Source organism: Allochromatium humboldtianum, from assembly GCF_013385175.1.
In the GTDB taxonomy this organism is placed as follows: Bacteria; Pseudomonadota; Gammaproteobacteria; order Chromatiales; family Chromatiaceae; genus Thermochromatium; species Thermochromatium humboldtianum.
In genome coordinates, this window is the sequence record NZ_JABZEO010000004.1 from 94,173 (window position 1) to 113,397 (window position 19,225).

Annotated in this window: 15 protein-coding genes and 1 pseudogene; 6 read left to right on the forward strand and 10 right to left on the reverse strand. The window is 67.4% G+C overall.

Annotation, left to right across the window (positions count from 1 at the left end):
- Genes HW932_RS07195 through cbiE form a run of 3 tightly spaced genes read right to left on the reverse strand, consistent with a single transcriptional unit; the run spans position 1 to position 5,683 of the window.
- Positions 1 to 2,448, reverse strand: coding sequence for a heavy metal translocating P-type ATPase (locus HW932_RS07195; RefSeq protein WP_176975817.1), 2,448 nt, complete (start codon positions 2,446 to 2,448; stop codon positions 1 to 3).
- Positions 2,449 to 2,495: 47 nt separating this feature from the next.
- Complete coding sequence (locus HW932_RS07200) at positions 2,496 to 4,427, reverse strand: sensor domain-containing diguanylate cyclase (RefSeq protein WP_176975818.1); 1,932 nt, start codon at positions 4,425 to 4,427, stop codon at positions 2,496 to 2,498.
- A gap of 14 nt (positions 4,428 to 4,441) precedes the next feature.
- Entirely contained in the window at positions 4,442 to 5,683 is a 1,242-nt protein-coding gene (gene cbiE / locus HW932_RS07205) for a precorrin-6y C5,15-methyltransferase (decarboxylating) subunit CbiE (RefSeq protein WP_176975819.1), read from the reverse strand.
- A gap of 219 nt (positions 5,684 to 5,902) precedes the next feature.
- On the opposite strand from cbiE, the gene HW932_RS07210 reads away from it, so the two are divergent.
- The 3 genes and pseudogenes from HW932_RS07210 to cobJ all read left to right on the forward strand — a co-directional run bounded on the left by HW932_RS07210 (position 5,903) and on the right by cobJ (position 8,088).
- Positions 5,903 to 6,529: a precorrin-8X methylmutase gene (locus HW932_RS07210; protein WP_176975820.1), complete on the forward strand. Its 627-nt coding sequence runs from the start codon at positions 5,903 to 5,905 to the stop codon at positions 6,527 to 6,529.
- Between the two features lie 5 nt (positions 6,530 to 6,534).
- Positions 6,535 to 7,248 (forward strand): annotated as a pseudogene (locus HW932_RS21795) (precorrin-2 C(20)-methyltransferase); the annotation flags it as partial.
- A 57-nt stretch (positions 7,249 to 7,305) separates the two neighbouring features.
- A complete protein-coding gene (cobJ, locus tag HW932_RS21800) occupies positions 7,306 to 8,088 on the forward strand; it encodes a precorrin-3B C(17)-methyltransferase (RefSeq protein ID WP_343047052.1) in 783 nt (260 codons plus the stop codon).
- Here cobJ and HW932_RS07220 read toward each other — a convergent pair.
- From HW932_RS07220 to tcuA, 7 genes are all read right to left on the reverse strand, one after another.
- Positions 8,064 to 8,432: a type II toxin-antitoxin system HicB family antitoxin gene (locus HW932_RS07220; RefSeq protein WP_176975822.1), complete on the reverse strand. Its 369-nt coding sequence runs from the start codon at positions 8,430 to 8,432 to the stop codon at positions 8,064 to 8,066. The genes cobJ and HW932_RS07220 overlap by 25 nt on opposite strands.
- Positions 8,429 to 8,683 (reverse strand): type II toxin-antitoxin system HicA family toxin, encoded by a 255-nt coding sequence (locus HW932_RS07225; protein WP_176975823.1) that lies wholly within the window; start codon positions 8,681 to 8,683, stop codon positions 8,429 to 8,431. The genes HW932_RS07220 and HW932_RS07225 overlap by 4 nt, the downstream gene beginning before the upstream one ends.
- Before the next feature lie 16 nt (positions 8,684 to 8,699).
- Positions 8,700 to 9,470 (reverse strand): cobalt-precorrin-6A reductase, encoded by a 771-nt coding sequence (locus HW932_RS07230; protein ID WP_176975824.1) that lies wholly within the window; start codon positions 9,468 to 9,470, stop codon positions 8,700 to 8,702.
- Positions 9,471 to 9,487: 17 nt separating this feature from the next.
- The gene (locus HW932_RS07235) at positions 9,488 to 10,036 is read right to left on the reverse strand and encodes a cytochrome b (RefSeq protein WP_176975825.1); all 549 of its coding nucleotides are present in this window, start codon (positions 10,034 to 10,036) and stop codon (positions 9,488 to 9,490) included.
- A gap of 87 nt (positions 10,037 to 10,123) precedes the next feature.
- The gene (locus tag HW932_RS07240) at positions 10,124 to 13,564 is read right to left on the reverse strand and encodes an EAL domain-containing protein (RefSeq protein WP_176975826.1); all 3,441 of its coding nucleotides are present in this window, start codon (positions 13,562 to 13,564) and stop codon (positions 10,124 to 10,126) included.
- Positions 13,565 to 14,695 carry a tricarballylate utilization 4Fe-4S protein TcuB gene (gene tcuB / locus HW932_RS07245; RefSeq protein ID WP_176975827.1) on the reverse strand — a complete coding sequence of 377 codons (1,131 nt, stop codon included), beginning with the start codon at positions 14,693 to 14,695 and terminating at the stop codon, positions 13,565 to 13,567.
- On the reverse strand, positions 14,682 to 16,118 hold the full coding sequence (gene tcuA, locus HW932_RS07250) for an FAD-dependent tricarballylate dehydrogenase TcuA (RefSeq protein ID WP_246296711.1): 1,437 nt from the start codon (positions 16,116 to 16,118) through the stop codon (positions 14,682 to 14,684). Before tcuA ends, tcuB begins: the two co-directional genes overlap by 14 nt.
- Before the next feature lie 66 nt (positions 16,119 to 16,184).
- Between tcuA and cobM the strand changes: the two genes are divergently transcribed.
- From cobM to cbiB, 3 genes are read left to right on the forward strand one after another with little or no spacing between them, the layout of a single operon-like run.
- Positions 16,185 to 16,994: a precorrin-4 C(11)-methyltransferase gene (gene cobM, locus HW932_RS07255; RefSeq protein ID WP_176975829.1), complete on the forward strand. Its 810-nt coding sequence runs from the start codon at positions 16,185 to 16,187 to the stop codon at positions 16,992 to 16,994.
- A gap of 10 nt (positions 16,995 to 17,004) precedes the next feature.
- Positions 17,005 to 18,231 (forward strand): adenosylcobinamide amidohydrolase, encoded by a 1,227-nt coding sequence (locus HW932_RS07260; protein WP_176975830.1) that lies wholly within the window; start codon positions 17,005 to 17,007, stop codon positions 18,229 to 18,231.
- Positions 18,224 to 19,168 (forward strand): adenosylcobinamide-phosphate synthase CbiB, encoded by a 945-nt coding sequence (gene cbiB / locus HW932_RS07265; protein ID WP_176975831.1) that lies wholly within the window; start codon positions 18,224 to 18,226, stop codon positions 19,166 to 19,168. The genes HW932_RS07260 and cbiB overlap by 8 nt, the downstream gene beginning before the upstream one ends.
- Positions 19,169 to 19,225 lie beyond the last annotated feature (57 nt).

Below are 19,225 nucleotides of genomic sequence, written 5' to 3' on the forward strand. Positions count from 1 at the left end.
TCATGAGCGGTGTGATCTATCTGACAGCGCCGTGCGCAGTCGCAGACTGTTGGTGACGACGAACAGGCTCGACAGACTCATGGCACCGGCGGCGAACATGGGATCGAGCTGCCAGCCGGTGAAAGGCCAGAACACCCCGGCGGCAAGCGGAATGAGCGCGATGTTGTAGCCATAGGCCCAGACGAAGTTGAGCCGGATGGTGCGCAGGGTGCGGCGTGCCAGTTCCACCGCATCGGCCACGCCGCGCGGATCACCGCGCATCAGAACGACGCTGCCGGATTCGATCGCGATGTCGGTCCCGGTGCCGATGGCGAGGCCGACATCGGCCTGAGCGAGCGCCGGAGCGTCGTTGATGCCGTCGCCGACGAAGGCCACGCGCCGCCCCTTGGCTTGCAGACGCGCGATCTCGGCGGACTTGTCGGCGGGCATGACCTCGGCCAGCACGCGCCCGATGCCGAGTTCGCGCGCGACCGATTCGGCGGCGGGACGTCCGTCGCCGGTCAGCAGGGCGACGTCCAGCCCCTGTTCGGCCAGTCGCCCGATGGCCTCGCGGCTGCCGGGTTTGATGGGGTCGGACACGCCCAGCACCGCGACCAGCTCGCCATCGACCGCGACATGCATGAGCGTCGCCGTTGAGTTGGCCGGACCTTCGCCGGCCGCTGCCGGTTCCAGATCCACCCCGAGTTCCTCCATCCAGCGCCGCGCGCCCACGACGACCATCCGGCCATCGACCCGCGCGCGGATGCCGAGTCCGGGCCGCGCCTCGACCTCATCCGCTTCGCTCAGGCTCAGACCACGCGCCCGCGCCGCGGCGACGATAGCCGTGCCGAGCGGATGCTCGCTGTGCTGCTCGACGGAGGCGGCCAGCGTCAGAGCCGCGTTCTCATCCAGACCGAAGACCGTCAGCTCGGTCAGCGTGGGCTGCCCTGCGGTCAGGGTGCCGGTCTTGTCGAGCACCACCGTATCGACCCGCGCCAGGGTCTCCAGCGCCGCGCCCTGCCGAAACAGCAGACCCAGACCGGCCCCGCGCCCGCTGGCGACCAGGATCGCGGTCGGCGTCGCCAGCCCCATGGCGCAGGGACAGGCGATCAGCAGTACGCTGACGGCGGCGACGAAGGCATGATTGAGCGCCGGTTCCGGTCCCAGCCACAGCCAGACGCCGAAGGTCAGGACCGCGATCCCCATGACGATCGGCACGAACACCGCCGCGATGCGATCGGCCAGACGCTGGATCGGCGGCTTGCCGGACTGCGCCTCCTGGACCAATTGGACGATACGCGCCAGCACCGAGTCGGCGCCGACGTGCGTGGCGCGATAGCGGAAGGCGCCGGTTTGGTTGAGCGTGCCGCCGATGACCGCATCCCCCGGTTCCTTGCGCACCGGAACCGGCTCGCCGCTGATCATGGATTCATCTACATGGCTCGCGCCCTCAATCAGCGTGCCGTCGACCGGGAGGCGCTCGCCCGGACGCACCAGCAGCACATCGCCCGGCACCACCGCCTCGGCCGGGATCTCGGTTTCACCCTCGGCGTCGAGTACGCGCGCGGTCGGCGGCTGGAGATGGAGCAGACGCCGGATCGCCTGCGAGGTGCGGCCCTTGGCGATCGCCTCCAGATAACGGCCGAACAGGATCAGGGTGACGATGACGGCGGCCGCCTCGAAATAGAGATGCGCGGTCCCGGCCGGGAAGAGCTGGGGCAGCGTCAGGGCCAGCAGCGAATACCCATAGGCCGCGCCACTGCCGAGCATCACCAGGCTTTCCATGCCTGGACTGAACTGCGCGAGCTCCTTCACGCCCCGGCTGAAGAAACGCCGCCCCGACCAGAACACGACCGGCGTGGCCAACAGCAGTTGCAGCCAATGCCAGACCGCCATGGGCGCGACCCGTTCCATGAGTCCATGTAGTCCGGGCAGGAGCATCGGCCCCATGCTGACGAGCAGCAGCGGCAGACTCAGGGCGGCGGCGAACAGCAGATCGCGCTTGAGCCGGCCGAGTTCGCGTGCCTGCCGGGTCTCGTCGCTCTCATGTGGCTGGTCGGGCAGACGCGCCTCATAGCCCGCCGCGCGGATGCTCAGGGCGAGACGCTCGCGGCTCACCGTGGCCGGCAGATAGACGACGCTGGCCGACTCGGTGCTCAGGTTGACGTTGGCCTCCAGCACGCCCGGCACGGCCCGCAGCCGACGCTCGACGCCCGCTACGCACGAGGCGCATTTCAATCCGCCGACGCCGAGCGTGATCGACTCGGTCACGGGCGCATAGCCGGCCGCGCGCACCGCCTCCAGCAGCTCGGGCACCGAGGTCTGCTCGAAACGCACCAGGGCCAGCCCCGAGGCCAGATTGACCTCGGCTGATTCGACGCCAGGATGATTGACGATGACACGCTCGACCCGCGCCACACAGGACGCACAGTTGAGGCCGTTCACTCCGATACGCAGTTCTTGGGTCAAAATTTGGACTCCCGGCTGTGATGTCGTTCGTTCCCATGCGGGGACGTTCATTCGGCGGAATGGACGCGGTTGCGCCCCGATTCCTTGGCAGCATAGAGCGCCGAGTCGGCGCGCGCGACCAGCGCGTTCATGGACTCGCCGGGACGCGCGAGTGTCGCGCCGAAGCTCGCCGTCGCCGTGCCGACGATGGGGAATTCGTGCTCGGCGATGCCCAGACGCAGCTTTTCGGCGGTCTGCTCGATGCCGCCGCGATCGATCCTCGGGCAGACGATCATGAACTCCTCGCCGCCCCAGCGCCCGAGCGAGTCATCCTTGCGCAACTGGGCGCGCAGCAGCCGCGTCATCTCGATCAGCACCTGATCGCCCGCCAGATGGCCATGCCGGTCGTTGACCGATTTGAAGTGGTCGATGTCGCACAGGATCAGCCCGAAGGTCGCGTCCGGATCGGTCAGGTCCGCCAACTCCGCGCCCAGGATCTCTTCGATCCGGCGCCGATTGTAGACCTCGGTCAGCAGGTCGGTGTTGGCCATGCGCGCCAGGATGCGGGCTTCACGCTCCTGGGCCTGTTTGGCCACCCGGACCTCGATCAACTGGGTCGTGCGCTTGTCCAGTTCGACCGCCATCTCGTTGAAGTTCCGGCTGAGCCGGTCGATCTCCTGGATGCCAGCCGGCTGGAGCGGCCGGCTATCCATCCGCCGACCGAGATCACTGGTCGCCGCCGAGAGCGCATGGATCGGCGAGACGATGCGGTTCGACAGCCGTCGCACCGACACCAGGAGCAGCAGAAAAAAGCCCAGATAGAAGACCACCAGCACTCCGATGGCGACATAGCCGATGCGGTTGGTCAGATCGCGCAGCGCCGCGACGGGCGCGAGGATGCGTGCCTCGTTGACCAGCACCATCAGCCGCCAGCCGGTCTGGGAGATTGGCTTCTGGATGAGCACATAGCGGGTCGCGTCGATCCGCAGCTCCGATAGACTCTGACCCGACTGGAAGAACTCCAGCATCCCGGTGCTGAAGGTCGGATTCGCGCTCTTGAGGATGTTGTAGGCATCGGGCTTGCCGGGCGTGGCCCCGAGCGGTTCCGCATACTCGTGTTCGAGCAGCTCCTGGAGGCCGAAGACCTGCTCGACGCGCGGCGGCATGGCCAGGATGGTGCCGTCGCGGTCGACCATGAAGGGCATGGCGTCCCAGGACAGATTCAGGTCCAGGATATGACGGATGAAGCGCTCGATGGTCACGTCCAGTCCGGTGACGCCCTCCAGGAAGTCTCCGCGATAGACGGGCGCGATGCTGGAGATGACCCAGCCCGCGCCGGCCGGATCCAGATAGGCGCTGGTCCAGACCGGCCGGCGCTCGGGATCGTGGGCCGCGTCGGCCTCGTAATAGAAGGCCAGATCATTGACGTCCCAGGTGGTGCCGAAGCGCTCGGCGGCATCGTGCATGAAGGGATAGATCCGGCTCATGGCGTCCCAGGTGTTGAGGTAGACCTGGGTGACGATGGGGTTGGCGTCGACGATCGACTTGAAGAGCGGATCGAGATCCTCGCTACAGCGCGCCTTGTGCCGCTCGGCCTCGCCGATGGTGGTCGTCGCGGCGTAATAGAGGCTGGCGCCGCCGTTGTCATCGGCCTTGTAGTAGGCGCCGTTGGGATGGCGCTCCAGGCGCGGCGGGCCATTGGGCAGACGGCAGACCTCCGGATGGGCGAAGAAGGTCTCCTGTGCGCGCTGTAACAGCCCCGTGAGACGGGCGACCTCGCCGAGTTGGTTGTCGATGCTCCGGGCCTCGATGGTAGTGATCGTCAGCAGATTGTTCTGGACCTCCTGGAGCAGGGTGTCCTGGTTGCGCGTCGAGATGTAGAGATTGATGCTGAAATAAAGCGTCAGGAGCACCAGCTCAATGGCTAGCATCGGGATCAGGGCGCTCTTGAGATAGTGGCGATAGATCAGCCCTTGCAGGCTCGACGGAGCGCGTTTCATCGTGGCGACCGGATTCAGCGCGGTTTGACGGCGGTCAGGAGCGTGACCGGCATGGCGGTGCGCCAGCCGTCGAAGCGCCCGAGCGGGGCGGCGTGCGCGACCGAGATCCGCGTCAGCTCGCCGCCGATGCGCTCGCGCAGTTCGACGAGGAAGGCTTCGCTCTGGATGGTGACCGCATTGGCCACCAGTCGTCCGCCGGGTTTGAGCGCCGACCAACAGCGCTCAGCCACGCCCGCGACCGTGAGTCCGCCGCCGATGAAGATGGCGTCGGGCGCTTCCAAGCCTTCCAGGGCCTCGGGCGCGCGTCCGGCGACCAGCACCAGATCGGGCGTGCCGAGCGCATCGCGATTGCGCTCGATGAGCGCACGGCGTCCGGCGTCGGACTCGATGGCGATGGCGCGGCAGCGCTCGTCGGCACGCATCCATTCGATCCCGATCGAACCGCAGCCGGCACCCACGTCCCACAGCAGTTCGCCCGGCATGGGGGCCAGACGCGCCAGGGTCGCGGCGCGCACATCGCGCTTGGTCAGTTGGCCGTCGTGTTCATAGGCCGCGTCCGGGAGTCCGACGCGGCGCGACAGGGGCAGGGCATCCGGATCGGCCCGGCACTCGACCGCGATCAAATTGAGTGCGGCGCAATCCTCGACGCCTGCGCTCCACTCAGCGGCGGTATTTTCCAACCGGCACTCGAACGCACCGCCGAGCCGCTCCAGCACTGTCAGCCGGCTCGGGCCATAACCACGCGCGGTCAGTTGCGCGGCCAGTTGGCGCGGTGTCGCGCCGTCAGCGGAAAGCACCAGCAGCCGCGCGCCAGGCGCCAGATGCAGATTGACCCGCGCCAGCGGTCGGCCATGCGCCGGAATCACGGTGACGTCCTGCAAGGCCCAGCCCAACCGCACCGCTGCGAGCGAGACTGACGAGGGCGCGGGCAGAATGCGCAATTCCTCGGTCGGCAGGCGTTGCGCCAGCGTTGCGCCGATGCCGAAGAACATCGGATCGCCGCTCGCGAGCACGCACACAGGCTGACCGCGCCGGGCCAGAAGCTGCTCATAGGCCAACTCGAACGGACTCGGCCAGGGATGACGCTCCTGACCGGGACGCTCCGGGACGAGCGCCAGATGCCGCGCACCGCCGAACAGCAGATGCGCCTCGTCGATGGCCTGACGCGCCGTTTCGCTCAGTCCGGCCCATCCATCCTCGCCAATGCCGACGATAGTGAGCCAGGGGGATGTCGTGGAAAAAAGTGTGTTGGTCATGCCGCCCGTTTCAAATGCAGGATGCCGAACCGGCTGGTCGTCCCGGTGTCGTACTGAGCACGATGCTCAAACAGATCACGCCGGAACCGCGATTTGCGATTATAATCCGCCCCTTTTCAGATCGAACGCCCATCCCCGCCGACCTTCGCCCCGATCCGGGCCGCGCGTCCTCGCCGCCGAGCACCCGCGCCCGCTCCGCCTGACTGTGAGACCCTCTACATGATCGAATACAACCGCGATGCCCATGACATCTATCGTCAGTCGTTCGCCATCATCCGCGCCGAGGCGGATCTGAGCCGGATCCCGGCCGATCTGGAAGCGCTGGCGGTGCGCGTGATCCATTCCTGCGGCATGCCCGAGATCGCGGCCGACCTGGAGTTCTCGCCGGGCGCGGGTGCGGCGGGACGCGCGGCGCTGGAGTCGGGCGCGACCATCCTCTGCGACAGCCGCATGGTGTCCGAGGGTATCACGCGCGCGCGGATGCCGGCCGACAATCCCATCGTCTGCACCCTGCACGATCCGAGCGTCCCGGCGCTGGCGCGCGAACTGGGCAACACCCGCACTGCCGCCGCGCTCGAACTCTGGCGTCCGTATCTGGCCGGCTCGATCGTGGTGGTCGGCAATGCACCCACGGCCCTGTTCCGGCTGCTGGAGATGCTCGACGAGGGCGCGCCCAAACCCGCACTCATTCTCGGCTTCCCGGTCGGCTTCGTCGGCGCGGTCGAGTCCAAGGAGGCGCTCGCGGCCGACAGTCGCGGCGTGCCCTTCGTCACGGTACGCGGTCGGCGCGGCGGCAGTGCGATGGCGGCGGCGGCGGTCAACGCGCTTGGTCGCGAGCATTCCTGATCGACATGGGCAAAGGACGTCTCTATGGCCTGGGCGTGGGTCCAGGCGATCCTGAACTCATCACGCTCAAGTCGCTGCGCTATCTGCGTGCCGCGCCCGTGGTCGCCTACTATGCCGCGCGCGACAAGCCCGGCAATGCGCTGACCACGGTGCTGCCGCATCTGCGCCCCGAGCAGATCCGGGTGCCGCTGATCTATCCGGTCACGGGCCGCAAGCCCGAACCGCCCTACGACTACGAGGGCGCGATGCGCGACTTCTACGATGACTCGGCGGAGCGGCTGGCCGAGCATCTGGAGGCCGGGCGTGATGTGGCGGTGGTCAGCGAAGGTGATCCGCTGTTCTATGGCTCCTTCATGTATCTGCACGACCGGCTGGCCGAGCGCTATCAGACCGAGGTGGTGCCGGGCGTGTGCTCGGTGCTGGCGAGCGCGGCCGTGCTGGGCACGCCGCTGGTCTATCGCGATCAGCGCTTCCAGGTGATCGCCGCGACCCTGCCTGAGGAGACCCTGATCGAGCGGCTCACTGGGGTCGAGGCGGCGGCGATCATGAAGCTCGGCAGCAATTTCGACAAGGTCCGGCGCGTGCTGACGCGGTTGGGACTCATGGAGCGGGCGCGCTATGTCGAGCGAGCGACCATGGAGGGCGAGCAGGTGCGCGCGATCGCCGAGATCGATCCCGAGAGCGTGCCCTATTTCTCGATGATCCTGATTCCGGGCGAGCGTTGGCCGGGATCGAGCGCCGGCGAATCCGTACCCGCGTCGCAGCCGACTCAACCGCTGCACTCCGAACCTCCGGCACCCAAACCGGGCCGACTGGCCGTGATCGGTCTGGGGCCGGGATCAGCCGAGCTCATGGCCCCGGCGGTGCGCGCCGAACTCGACCGTGCTCAGGACATCGTGGGTTACACCACCTATGTCGAGCTGGCCGGACCCTTCCGCCCGGATCAGCGGTTGCTCGATTCCGACAACCGCCAGGAGCTTGACCGCGCGCGGCTCGCGTTCGAGCTGGCGGCTCAGGGACGGCATGCGGTGGTGGTCTCGTCCGGTGATCCGGGCGTCTTCGCGATGGCGGCGGCGGTGTTCGAGGCGCTCGAACAGTCCGAGAATCCAGACTGGCACGCGGTGGAACTGGCGATCCTGCCCGGCATCTCGGCGGCGCAGGCGGCAGCGGCTCGCGCCGGTGCCCCGCTCGGACACGATTTCTGCGTCATCTCGCTGTCGGACAATCTCAAGCCCTGGTCGATCATCGAGCACCGGCTGCGACAGGCGGCGCAGGCCGATCTGGTCATGGCGCTCTATAACCCACGCTCCAAGGCGCGTCCCGATCAGTTCGCCCAGGCGCTGGCCGTCCTGGGCGAAGTTCGTACTCCAGAGACGCCCATCGTGCTCGGTCGCGACATCGGACGTCCGGACGAATCGCTGACCGTGACCTCCCTCGGCGAGGTCCGGCCCGAGCAGGTCGACATGCGCACGGTCGTCATCGTCGGCTCGTCGCTGACGCGGCGTCTGGCGCGTCGTGATGGTGGGGAGTGGGTCTATACGCCGCGCTGGTATCGTTGATCCAAAGGGGCGCGTGATTGGGCGGCGTCCTTGAGGACTTGTGACGCCCATTGATTCAAACTCTGTCCGGCCGCCTGCGCGGCAATGAGTGCCGCGCTATGGACCTCGGGCGGAACGCGCAACATCAGACGTCCGCTCGCCGGCTTCTCAGGTGATTTTCCGATGTGCGCGCACGTTTCCAGATAATCATCGACGGCCTCGATGAAGGCCGCCCGCAAGTCCGCGACGTTTTCGGCATGGAAGCTGACGCGATCCCGCAGTCCGAGCAGGCGGCCCACGAGCAGGTTGTCGCGTTCGTCGAAGTCGATGCGGGCGGTATAGCCCTTGTAGGTCAGCGTATTCAAGGTGTCACTCCGATCTGTTCGAGGAAGGCGCGAGCTTCCTCGACCTGATAGGGTTTGGCTTCTTTCTCCGGATGCGGACGATGGAAGGTGGCAACCTGCTCTCCGAAAACGAAACGCACCCGTGAGCCACGCCCCTCGATCGTTTGACACCCGATGGACACAAGCAGTGACTCCAGTCGAGTCCATTCCAAGGTGCGCGTCGTGGGTTGAGCAAAGACGGCTTGGAGTGTTTTACGATGCTTGCTGTTCATGCAAGCAGCATAGAATTCAGCGTGTTGCTGTGCAAGCCGGGAATACGTTATCGATCCAGGTCAGCGCCTCGTCGACGGTAGCGGCTGTCGGCACCTCGGCAGGTCGTGCCGGACGCTGGAGCATGACGACACGAATCCCACGCTCATGCGCGGCGATCAGCTTGGCCGATGTGGCCTCGCCGCCGCTGTTCTTGCAGACGAGGGTGTCGATGGCCCAGGTGTCGAGCAGGGCGCGTTCGTCGTCGAGCGCGAAGGGGCCGCGTGAGTAGAGCCATTCGGCGGCAGGGAAGTTCGGTTTTGGCTCGGGCGGCGTGACGAGCCGGATCAGGAACCAAATGTTCTCGATACCGGCGAAATGCGTCAGCTCCTGACGTCCGACCGCTAGCAGGACGCGCCGCGCCTGAGTCCGGCGCAACGCCTCGGCGGCCTCCGCCCAGGTTTCGACCGGCTCCCAGACGTCGCCCGGCCCGGGCCGCCAGGCCGGGCGCTCCAGCCTCAGCAAGGGTACGCCCGCCAGACGGCACGCCTCGGCCGCATTCCATCCCATGCGGGCCGCGAATGGATGGGTCACGTCGATCACGGCCCGAATCGCGCATTCGCCCAGATAGAGCGCCAACCCCTCGACCCCGCCGAAGCCGCCGATGCGCGTCTCGCCCGCCGGCAGCCGTGGATTGGCCGTGCGCCCGGCGAGCGAGTTGATGACGTGCCAGTCTTCGCGCCCGGCCAGTCGCTCGGCCAGGTCATAGGCTTCGGTGGTACCGCCGAGGATCAGCAGATTGGCCGGCATCGGTCGCAAGACGGGTTTCAGGGCAGACTCATCCGCGTCATGACGCCGTCCTTGAGACGCCAGTGCTTGATCGCGGCGGCCATGTGCAGCAGCACCACCAGTGCGAGCGCCAGCCCAGCGAGTCCGTGATAGAAGAACAGAGTCTCGCCCAATGCCTCGTTCTCGGGCAGCAGTCCCGGCAACTCGAAGCCGAAGAACTGGACCGGATAGCCCGAGGCCGATGTCGCCAGTGCCCCGCCGATCGGCATACCGATCGAGAGCAGATAGAGCACCAGCACCGTGGTGCCGCCGACCAGACGCTCGACGAGACCCAGCGGCGGATCATAGGGCGGCGCCGGATCGCGGCGGCGCAGCCAGATCCGCAGAACGGTCAGCAGCAGCACCAGGATCCCGATGCTCTTGTGGTACATGAAGAGATTGGCTGTTACCTGCGGGCCGACCCGATCCACCAGACCCTCGTATCCGAGCGCCCAGAAGGTCAGTCCACCGAGGAGCATACCGAACACCAGCGCGGCGATCAGCCAGTGCAGCATGCGTTGCGTGAATGTGTAGCGATTGGCGGTCAAGATCGTCTCCTTGCGATGCAGGGCTGGGTTGACGAATGGGTTCGATCGCGAGTCGGGTCGAGTATCCGACCAGGGCCTATCTTAATCTTAACCGCTCTCCAATCCGAAACCTATCAGACGCTCGATGTCCTCGGGCGGCTGCGGACGTCCGTAGAGATAACCCTGGACCTGCCGGCAGCCATGACGACGCAGGAACTCGGCCTGTTCCTCGGTCTCCACACCTTCGGCGACGGTCATGAGTCCCAACGCCGTACCCAGCGCAATGGTGGCCTTGACGATCTCGGCGTCACCGGCGTCGTGGGTGACGTCCTGGATGAACTCACGGTCGATCTTGATCTTGTCGGTGCGGAACTTGCGCAGATACTGCATCGACGAGAACCCGGTGCCGAAGTCGTCGATGGCGAAGTGGATGCCCAGCTCGGAGAGACGCACGATGTCGGCCTGGGTCCGGGCGTCGGCGGCGATCAGCACCGTCTCGGTGAACTCCAGTTCCAGATGTTCGGTCCGCGCGCCTGTGCGCTCCAGGACGGTGAGGATGTTGTCGCCGAAGTCCGGATCACCGACCTGCTGGGCGCAGAGGTTGACCGCGACGCGCCCGAACTCCAGCCCCCGGTCGGTCCAGTCGCGAATCCGGCGGCACACGGCGTTCAGCACCCAGTCCGAGAGCGGCCGGATCAGCCCGCGCTTCTCGGCCACCGGCAAAAAGGCGCCCGGCTGGCGCACGCCCTCGCGCGGATGACGCCAGCGCACCAGGGCCTCCATGCCGACCAGCCGGCCCGATTCCAGATCGAACTGGGGCTGGTAGTCCAGGAACAGCTCGTCGTTCTGGATCGCCTGGGTCAGCTCGCGGGTGAGCTCCATCTCGTGGCGCAACTGCTGGGTCATGGAATCGGCGAAGAAGGCGTGGGTGCCGCGCCCGGCCTCCTTGGCCTTGTAGAGTGCGACATCGGCGCGGGTGATGAGGTCGTCGACGTCGTGACACTCCTGGTCGGCGATCAGGATGCCGATGCTGGTGTTGATGTCGATGCGGTTGCCGCCGATCCAGAACTCCTCGCCGAGTGCCTCGATGATCGAGAGCGCCAGCTCGGCGGCCTCGCCGATCTCGCTGATGTTGACCTGAAGCAGCGCGAATTCGTCGCCGCCGAAGCGCGCCAGGATATCGGTGCCGCGGATGAGCGCGGTCAGCCGCTCGGCCACGGCGCGCAGCAGCTCGTCGCCGATGAGGTGTCCGAGACTGTCGTTGACGTCCTTGAAGTGATCCAGGTCCAGCATGTGCAGGGCGAAGGGCCGGCCGTCGAGGCGCAGACCGGCGAGCGCTTGTCTCAGCTCCTCCTTGAACAGCAGCCGGTTGGGCAGTCCGGTCAGACTGTCGTGGAAGGCTAGATGCTGGATCTCGGCCTCGGCGCGCTGACGGGCGCTGATGTCGTGGAAGGTGACGACGACCCCTTCGACCTGATGGTCGCGCCGCATGGGCGTGGCCCAGTATTCGGCCGGGAAGCAACTCCCGTCGTGCCGCCAGAGCACCGCATTGGCGGTATGGCAGTCCTGCCCCTGTTCGAGCGTGGCGAGGATCGAGCCGCACTCGGACGGCAAGGGTGTGCCGTCGCGGCGTGAATGATGGATCAAGGGATGGGTGGCCTGGCCGATCAACGCCTCAGGCTCGTAGCCGAGCATGTCGGCGGCGGCCGGGTTGATGAAGGTGATACGCCCCTCCAGATCCAGGCCGAAGATGCCCTCGGTGGTGGATTCGAGCAGCAGCCGCGCCTTGTCCTCGGCCTGGCGGGTCGCGTTCTCGGTGCGATCGCGTTCGATGACGATGGCGGCCAGCTCGGCGGCCGATTCGATCATGTCCAGATCCGTCGGCGAGGGTTCCATGACGCGCGTGGCATAGATGGCGAAGGTGCCGAGCACCTGACCGTCTTGTCCGATGATCGGCTGTGACCAGCAGGCGCGCAGGGGTGTCTGGAGCATCAGGTCGCGGAAGGCCGACCAGTCGTGATGCGACAGCAGGTCGGCGACCACGACCCGCTGGCCGGTGACGGCCGCCGTGCCGCAGGAACCGACGCCCAGGCCGATCCGGACACCCTCGACGGCACGCGTATAGAACTCGGGCAGCCGGAGCGTGGCCGCCGTGCTCAGGGTCTGGGTCGCGGGATCGAGCAGATGGATAGAGCAGATGGCGTGCGGAGCGATCTCCTCGATATAGGCGACGATGGCCGTGAGCATATCGCGCAGCGGTCGCCCGCGCGCCAGCATCTCCAGCACGCGGTTGCGTCCATCCAGCAGGAGACGGGCGCGCCTGTATTCGGTGATGTCCTTGGAGATGCTGACGAAGCCGATCACCTGGCCGGAGTCGTCGCGCTTGTAGTTCCACTCCACCTCGACATCGATGAGACGCCCGTCCGCCGTCCGGTTGCGATTGTAATAGGTGCTGGGCGTCGGCTGCTCGGTGGCGAAGCGGTGCAGATCGCTCAGGAGCGCCGCGCGCTCCTCCTCGGGCAGCAGCAGGCTGACGTTGCGGCCGATCAGCGCCTCCGGCTCCAGTCCGAGCAGATGAGAGGAGGCCGGGTTGGCATACTGGATTCGGCCCTCGACATCGATCTCCTGGATGTAATAGCGGCTGACCTCGACCAGGGTACGAAAGCGTTGCTCGCTCTCACGCAGCGCCTGCTCGGCCTGTCGACGCCGCTCGATCATGGCGCTTGCGGTCTGGGCGATGGTCTGGAGTTCGCGGAATCTCAGTCCCTCAGGGGCGATATCGGCATCGGTGTCGATCGCCTGCTCCAGATAATCGACACAGGACTGGGTGTCGAGACGCGCCTGGAGTGCGATCCGGCGCGCCTGCCAGGCGGCGATGAGCGAAATGACGACGAACAGCCCGCCGATGATGGCCAGTTCGAGCCGGAGACGTTCGCGGACCTCCTGGTGCATGGCCTGGATCCTGGATTCGATGTCGTCGATGAAGACGCCCGTGCCGACATACCAGCCCCATTCCTCGATCGGTTCGACATAGCTCAGTTTGGGGGCCGAGCGCTGATCGGGAAACTTGGGCATGACGTAGTCGACGAAACCGCCGCCCGCACGCGCCTGTTCGATGAGCGCTTGCACGACCTTCTTGCCGTTGACGTCGGTCTGCTCCAGGACGTTCCGGCCACGGGCGGGTCCGGCGAGTGACAGACCATCGAACCGTCCCACGAAGATGTAGGAGCCATTGGCGAAGCGCAGCGCGTTGAGCCAGTCGAGAACCGCTTCCTGGGTTCTGGCCAGTATCTCGGCCGGATCGGCCCCCGCGCCGGCGGCGCGCGTCTCACGTTCCAGTTGATGGCGTGCATAGGCGATCCCCACGCGCACGCGCGACTCCAGGCGTTCCCGGTGCTGTTGCAGGTCACGGGCACGCAGGAGGCTGCTCTCGCGCACAAATTCGCGATACTCGAAGACCGCGAGCACCGTCAGGCATGTGACGATGGTCGCCAGGAGCACGAGCAGCATCCGGCGTGAAACGGAGACGATGAGCGAAGGTGGTGACATTTAAGCGCTGTCTCTGCGAATGGAGACTCGATCCAGCGACTCGCGCACCAGGGCGATGGCGCGATAACCGGAATGGACGAACTTACTGTAGGGCAGGAGCAGGAAGAAGGCGAGCACGGTCCCGAGATGGACGATGAGCAGGGGCGCCATCGCCGGCGTCGCGCGCCAGACGAGCAGGGCCAGGCCGCTGCCGGCCACCACGAACACCAGACCGAGAAAGGCCCGGTCGAGCCGGCGTGCCTCGGGGGCGAGCGGCGCGGGATCGGCGCGCCATTCGATCCAGCCGAGCCCCAGGACGGCGACCAGCAGGGCGATCCCGCCGAGCGTTCCGAGCAGAACCGGGGCGCTCAGGACGGGGTAGGGGGCCTCCAGTCCCAGCCCATGGTGATAGAGGGTCGCGGCCAGGGTGGCGGCGAAGCTCAGCCCCAGGCCACTGAGCAGCGTTTGATGCAGCCGGCGGCGCCAGTGCGAGAAGCGCGCGTCGAGATCGTTGCAGCCCGGACCGCCGCCGCGCAGATTGCGCAGATCCAGGATATCGGCGAGCGCGCTCCAGAGTGCGCGTCCCGGCTGCACTGGCTCGCCCGCCGCTGTGCCCTCGGGGCGGGTCAGCTTCCAGTAACGATGCCAGCCGATGCCGATGGCCAGCGCCGACCAGCCGAGCGGCAGGACACCGATCCAGACCATCGCCGTCCAGGGCAGGACGCGATAGAAGGCGCCGGCATCTGTGTCCGCGTCGAGCGTCGGCATGCCGGCGGCGGGGGCGAAAGCCAGCATCAGTCCGAACAGCAACAGGATCGCGCCGAGCGTGACCCAGACCACCGTCGCCATCGGGCGGTTCAGGAGCGGCGCAAAGGATCTGGGCCAGACATGGTCCAGATAGCTCTGATGGCGCATCCGCGCCAGTGCGCGCGGGACATTGACCGCGAAGACATGGGGCGGGGCGTATTGGCAGGCATGGAAGCAGTTGCGGCAGGCGTGACAGAGGTTGGCCAGATGGGCCAGATCGGCCTCGGTCAGGGCCGGGCGGCGGCGCGCGGCCTCGAACAGGTCGCAGAAGCCGTTGCAATAGCCGCAGGCATCGCAGATGCCGAGGGCGCGTCGGGCCTCGGCGCGGATCTCAGGCGCGGACATGACGTGCCGCCTCCTCGCCGGCCAGACGACCGAACACTAGCCCGATGCTCAATGCCAGTCCCGAGACATAGCCGCGCGCCATGAGGTTGGGCGCCATGATCATGCCGGCGGCGAACAGGTTTTCCACCACGCCGCCGGCGGCCAGCCGCACACGCGCCCGTTCGTCCACCGCGAGTCCCTGATAGGTGAAGGTGATCCCCGGACGCATCGGATAGACGCCGAAGGGCGGCTCGATCAGCGGGTGAGCGTGACGGCTCTTGGGCGGATCGAGACCGACCGTATGCCAGTCGTCACGCTCGTCGGTCGGCGCCCGAACGGCGGCATTGTAGTCGGCGACCGTGGCGCGGAGCGTCGCTGAACCGATTCCGAGCCCGCCCGCCAATTCGTCCAGACTGTCGGCCTGGATCGGCGGATAGAGCGCAGGCGGAGCAGCACGCAGTCCGCGTGCATCCAGGATCAGATAGCCGATCTGGTCCGGCCACTCAGCCAGACGTTGCCCCCAGAGTGCATACCGGGTCGAGGCGGTGTCGCCGCCCTCGTCGTGCCGACGCCGTCCATGCGCGTCGACCACGATGCCCTCGGGCATACAGCGCACGCGGGTGGCGATGCCGCCATCGTCGGCTGGCGAGCGCGCGTCGACCGCGACCAGATAGGCCGCCTTGGGATCACCGACCGGCTGAACGCCCTGACGCAACAGGGATTCGAGCAATTCACCGTCGGCGAAGGGCGTGCCGCGATTGATGAAGCCATCGGCCGCCGCGCCCCAGTGTCGGCGCAGCCAAGCGCGATTGGCCTGGGCGCCGCCGCAGCAGGCGATGACCGCGCGCGGCGTCGACGGGTAAGACGTGCCATCCAAGCGGGCGGTCGAGGTGGCCAGGCGTCCATCCTCGATCACGGGATCGCGGATCTCACAGCCGTAGCGGATCTCGACTCCCAGTTGCTCGGCGAGCGCATAGAGCCGGTTGAGCAGCGTCTTGCCGCCGCCGAGCAAAAAGGCCGTGCGGCGCGATTCGGGCAGCCCGCCGCCGGCGATCGGCTGCAAGGGGACGCCGGCCTCGATCAGCCAATCCTTGAGCTCCGCCGAGCGCTCGACGAACAGACGTCCCAGCACCGGATCGGCCGTACCCTCGGTCGCGCGCGCGAGTTCCGACCAGAACTCATCGGCCGGATAGACCCCGGACGTAAAGGGCGTGGGCGCCTCATGGCTGAGGCGCAGATTGCGCGAATGCCGGGTATTGCCGCCGCGCAGCGGCTCGGGCGCCTGCTCGGCCAGCAGCACCGAGCAACCCGCGCGCCGTGCCGTGATGGCCGCGCACAGGGCCGCCGCACCGCCGCCGATCACCAGGACGTCTGGAGCTGAGCGGGAGACTGGAGGGGGAGAACGCCGCCGCCGTGGACGGAAATGCACGAAGAGGTTTGACAAGGGGTGGCTTGGATTAGAAGAATACTGGGTTTTCGCAGTGCCACCATACGCGGGGATCATCGCGCCATGCAAGAGACTTCATCGACCCAGCGACCGGGCAAGGTTTGGTTCGTCGGGGCCGGTCCGGGCGCGCCGGATCTCATCACCGTGCGCGGCAGTCGGCTGCTGGCCGAGGCCGGAGCCATCCTCTACACCGGCTCGCTGGTGGCCGAGACCGTGCTGCAATGGGCTTCGCCCGACTGCGAGATCGCCGATTCCAAATCGATGGATCACGCCCAGGTGACGGCTTGGCTGCTCGATCGCGCCCAGCGTCATGCGACCGTGGTGCGGCTCCAGACCGGCGATCCGACGCTCTATGGCGTGTTGGCCGAGCTGGCGCGTCCGCTGGATGCGGCCGGGATTCCGGTCGGGATCGTGCCCGGCGTCTCCTCGGCCATGGCCTCGGCCGCCGCTGCCGGCGAGTGTCTGACCCTGCCCGAGATCACCCAGACCGTGATCTTCACGCGGCTCTCCGAGCGCACCCAGATGCCCGAGCGCGAGTCGTTGGTCTCGCTCGCCGCGCATGGCTGTACGCTCTGCATCTTCCTCTCGATCGAGCGCATCGAGGCGGTGGTCGAGAATCTGATCGCCGCCGGCTGGACGTCCGAGGCGCCCGTGGTGGTGGTGCACAAGGCGACCTGGCCGGACGAGGAACTGGTGCTGCGCGGGACGCTCAGCGACATCGCCGTGCGCTGTCGCGAGGCTCAGGTCGATCGTCAGGCGCTGATCCTGGTCAGTCCGGCACTCGGGGCGCGCGCCCAGAACGACTACAAGCCATCCAAGCTCTATGATGCAGGCTTCCCGCGCCGTTTCCGTCCGGCGCGCGAGCCGGGCTGATCCGGCGCCCATGTGGATCGAAGACACTGACCGCTATCGCCTGACGCGCCAGGGACGCTATCTGTCGGCCGTCTTCAAGCGCCCGCATCGCGTGCTCAGCACCTGCCGGCTCAACGGCGGCTTGCGCGAGGATCTGACCCATGTCGCCAACCACCAGAGCTGCGAGGGCGTGGCCCATGTGGTGCGCGAGGCGTCGAACACCGGGCATGGTCTGGAGGACTATCACCGCACCGCCTGCGCGGCGGGCGGACTGCCGCCCGAGTCGACCGCGCTCATGGCCACGGCCGCCAACATGCAGTGCGCGGTGCTGGCGCGGGCCGAGCACGCGGATCTGGCCGTCTCGGTGGTCGCCACGGCCGGGGTGCTCGGCAACGCGACCCGCGCCGGTGATCCGGCCGGCTGGCATGAGCAGCGCGACGGCAGCCGGCCGGTCGAGCGAAACGAGGGCGGAACCGCGACCGTAAGCGTTCTCGGTCAATCGAACCTTGCGCAAACCGCCGGCGCCCTGCCGGCGCCACCCGAGGCCGGCGCCGGGACCATCGTCACCCTGGTCTTCATCAACCAGCCCTGCACCCCGGCCTGCCTGGTGCGCGCCGCGACCCTGGCCACCGAGGGCAAGAGCGCGGCCGTGCTGGATCTGCGGATGCCGAGTCTGCAATCGGCGCGACTGGCCACGGGCACGGGCACGGATCAGCTGGCCATCGCCGCCCCGCTGGTGCGTGCCGACGAAGGCGAGTGGGAACGTCACTGGGCCGGCAGTCACAACACCCTGGGCGAGCTGGTCGGACGGGCGACCCACGAGGCCGTGACCCGTTGTCTGCTGTTGCAGAACGGCGTCTGCGCCGAACTGCGCCGCAACCTCTGTGCCGCACTCGGACGTCATGGCTGCGACGAGGCGGCCCTGCGCGAGCTGGCGCGCGCCGAACTCGACCCGCCGGACGCCAACTGCTTCGAGCGCAACCTGCTGGCACTCATCCATGATCCACTGAGCGCGGCGGCCGCCTATGGGCTGGCCGAGATCCTCGATCTGGTCGACGTCGGCGTGCTGCACGCCGAGGTCGCGCGCGAGTCGATCCTCAATCAAGCCGCACTGCTGGCCGCCGCCGTGGCCGTCAAACCCGGTGACTTCGCCTACTTCCGCGAGGTACTCCAGCCGCGCGCGGATCTCACGCCCCGACGGCTGGCGGCGCTGGCCGTGGTCCTGGGCTTCGAGCACAAATGGAATACGCATGACTGAACATCTGATCCTGATCCTCGGCGCCTGCCTGCTCGATGCCCTCATCGGCGATCCCGTCTACCGGCTGCATCCGATCCGGCTCATCGGCCACTGGATACTCGTCTGCGAGCGCGCGCTGTTCGCGCTGGGACTCAATGGTCGACTCGGAGGCGTGATCCACTGGGGGCTGGTGGTCGGGACGGCGCTCGGGGTCTGGTTCGGTGTCCGTCTCGGACTCGATGCCATCCATCCCTGGCTGGCCTTCGGCTGGGATCTGTTAATCGCCTACAGCCTGCTCTGCACCCGCGAGCTGCTGGAACAGGGCTGGCGTATCCTGCGTGATCTCGACGATCTGCCGGCCGTGCGCCGGCGGCTGTCGCTGCTGGTCGGGCGCGATACCGAACCGCTCCAGCGCGATGGCGTGGTGCGCGCCACGCTCGAAAGCCTCTCGGAGAACCTGACCGATGGCGTGCTCACGCCGCTGTGGGCGTTCTGTCTGTTCGGTCTGCCTGGACTGATCCTGGTCAAGGCGATCTCGACGCTCGACTCCATGGTCGGCTACAAGAATGCGCGCTACGCGCGCTTCGGCTGGGCCGGCGCGCGCAGTGACGATCTGATCCACTGGCTGCCGGCGCGGCTCTCGGTGCCGCTGCTTGCGCTCGCCGCCCTGCTGCGGCGCGAGCATCCCCGGCTGGCCTTCAGTGCCGCCTGGCGCTATCACGCCCTGCTGCCCAGCCCCAACTCCGGTTGGAGCGAGGCCGCCTGCGCCGGAGCGTTGCGGGTGCGTCTGATCGGCCCGGTCTGGCGCCGGGGCCGGCTCATCAACGAGATCTACATGGGCGATCCGGACTGGCCGGCCGATCTCGATGCCGGAGATCTGCGCCGGGGTCTGTGGCTGATCCTCACCGCCTGTCTGCTGGCGCTCATGGCCGGTCTGGGGATGATCGGCCTGCTATAGCCGGGGAAGATGGGCATCGCGTTCGCTCTGCCCATCCTACGCCGCAAGCACCTTCGA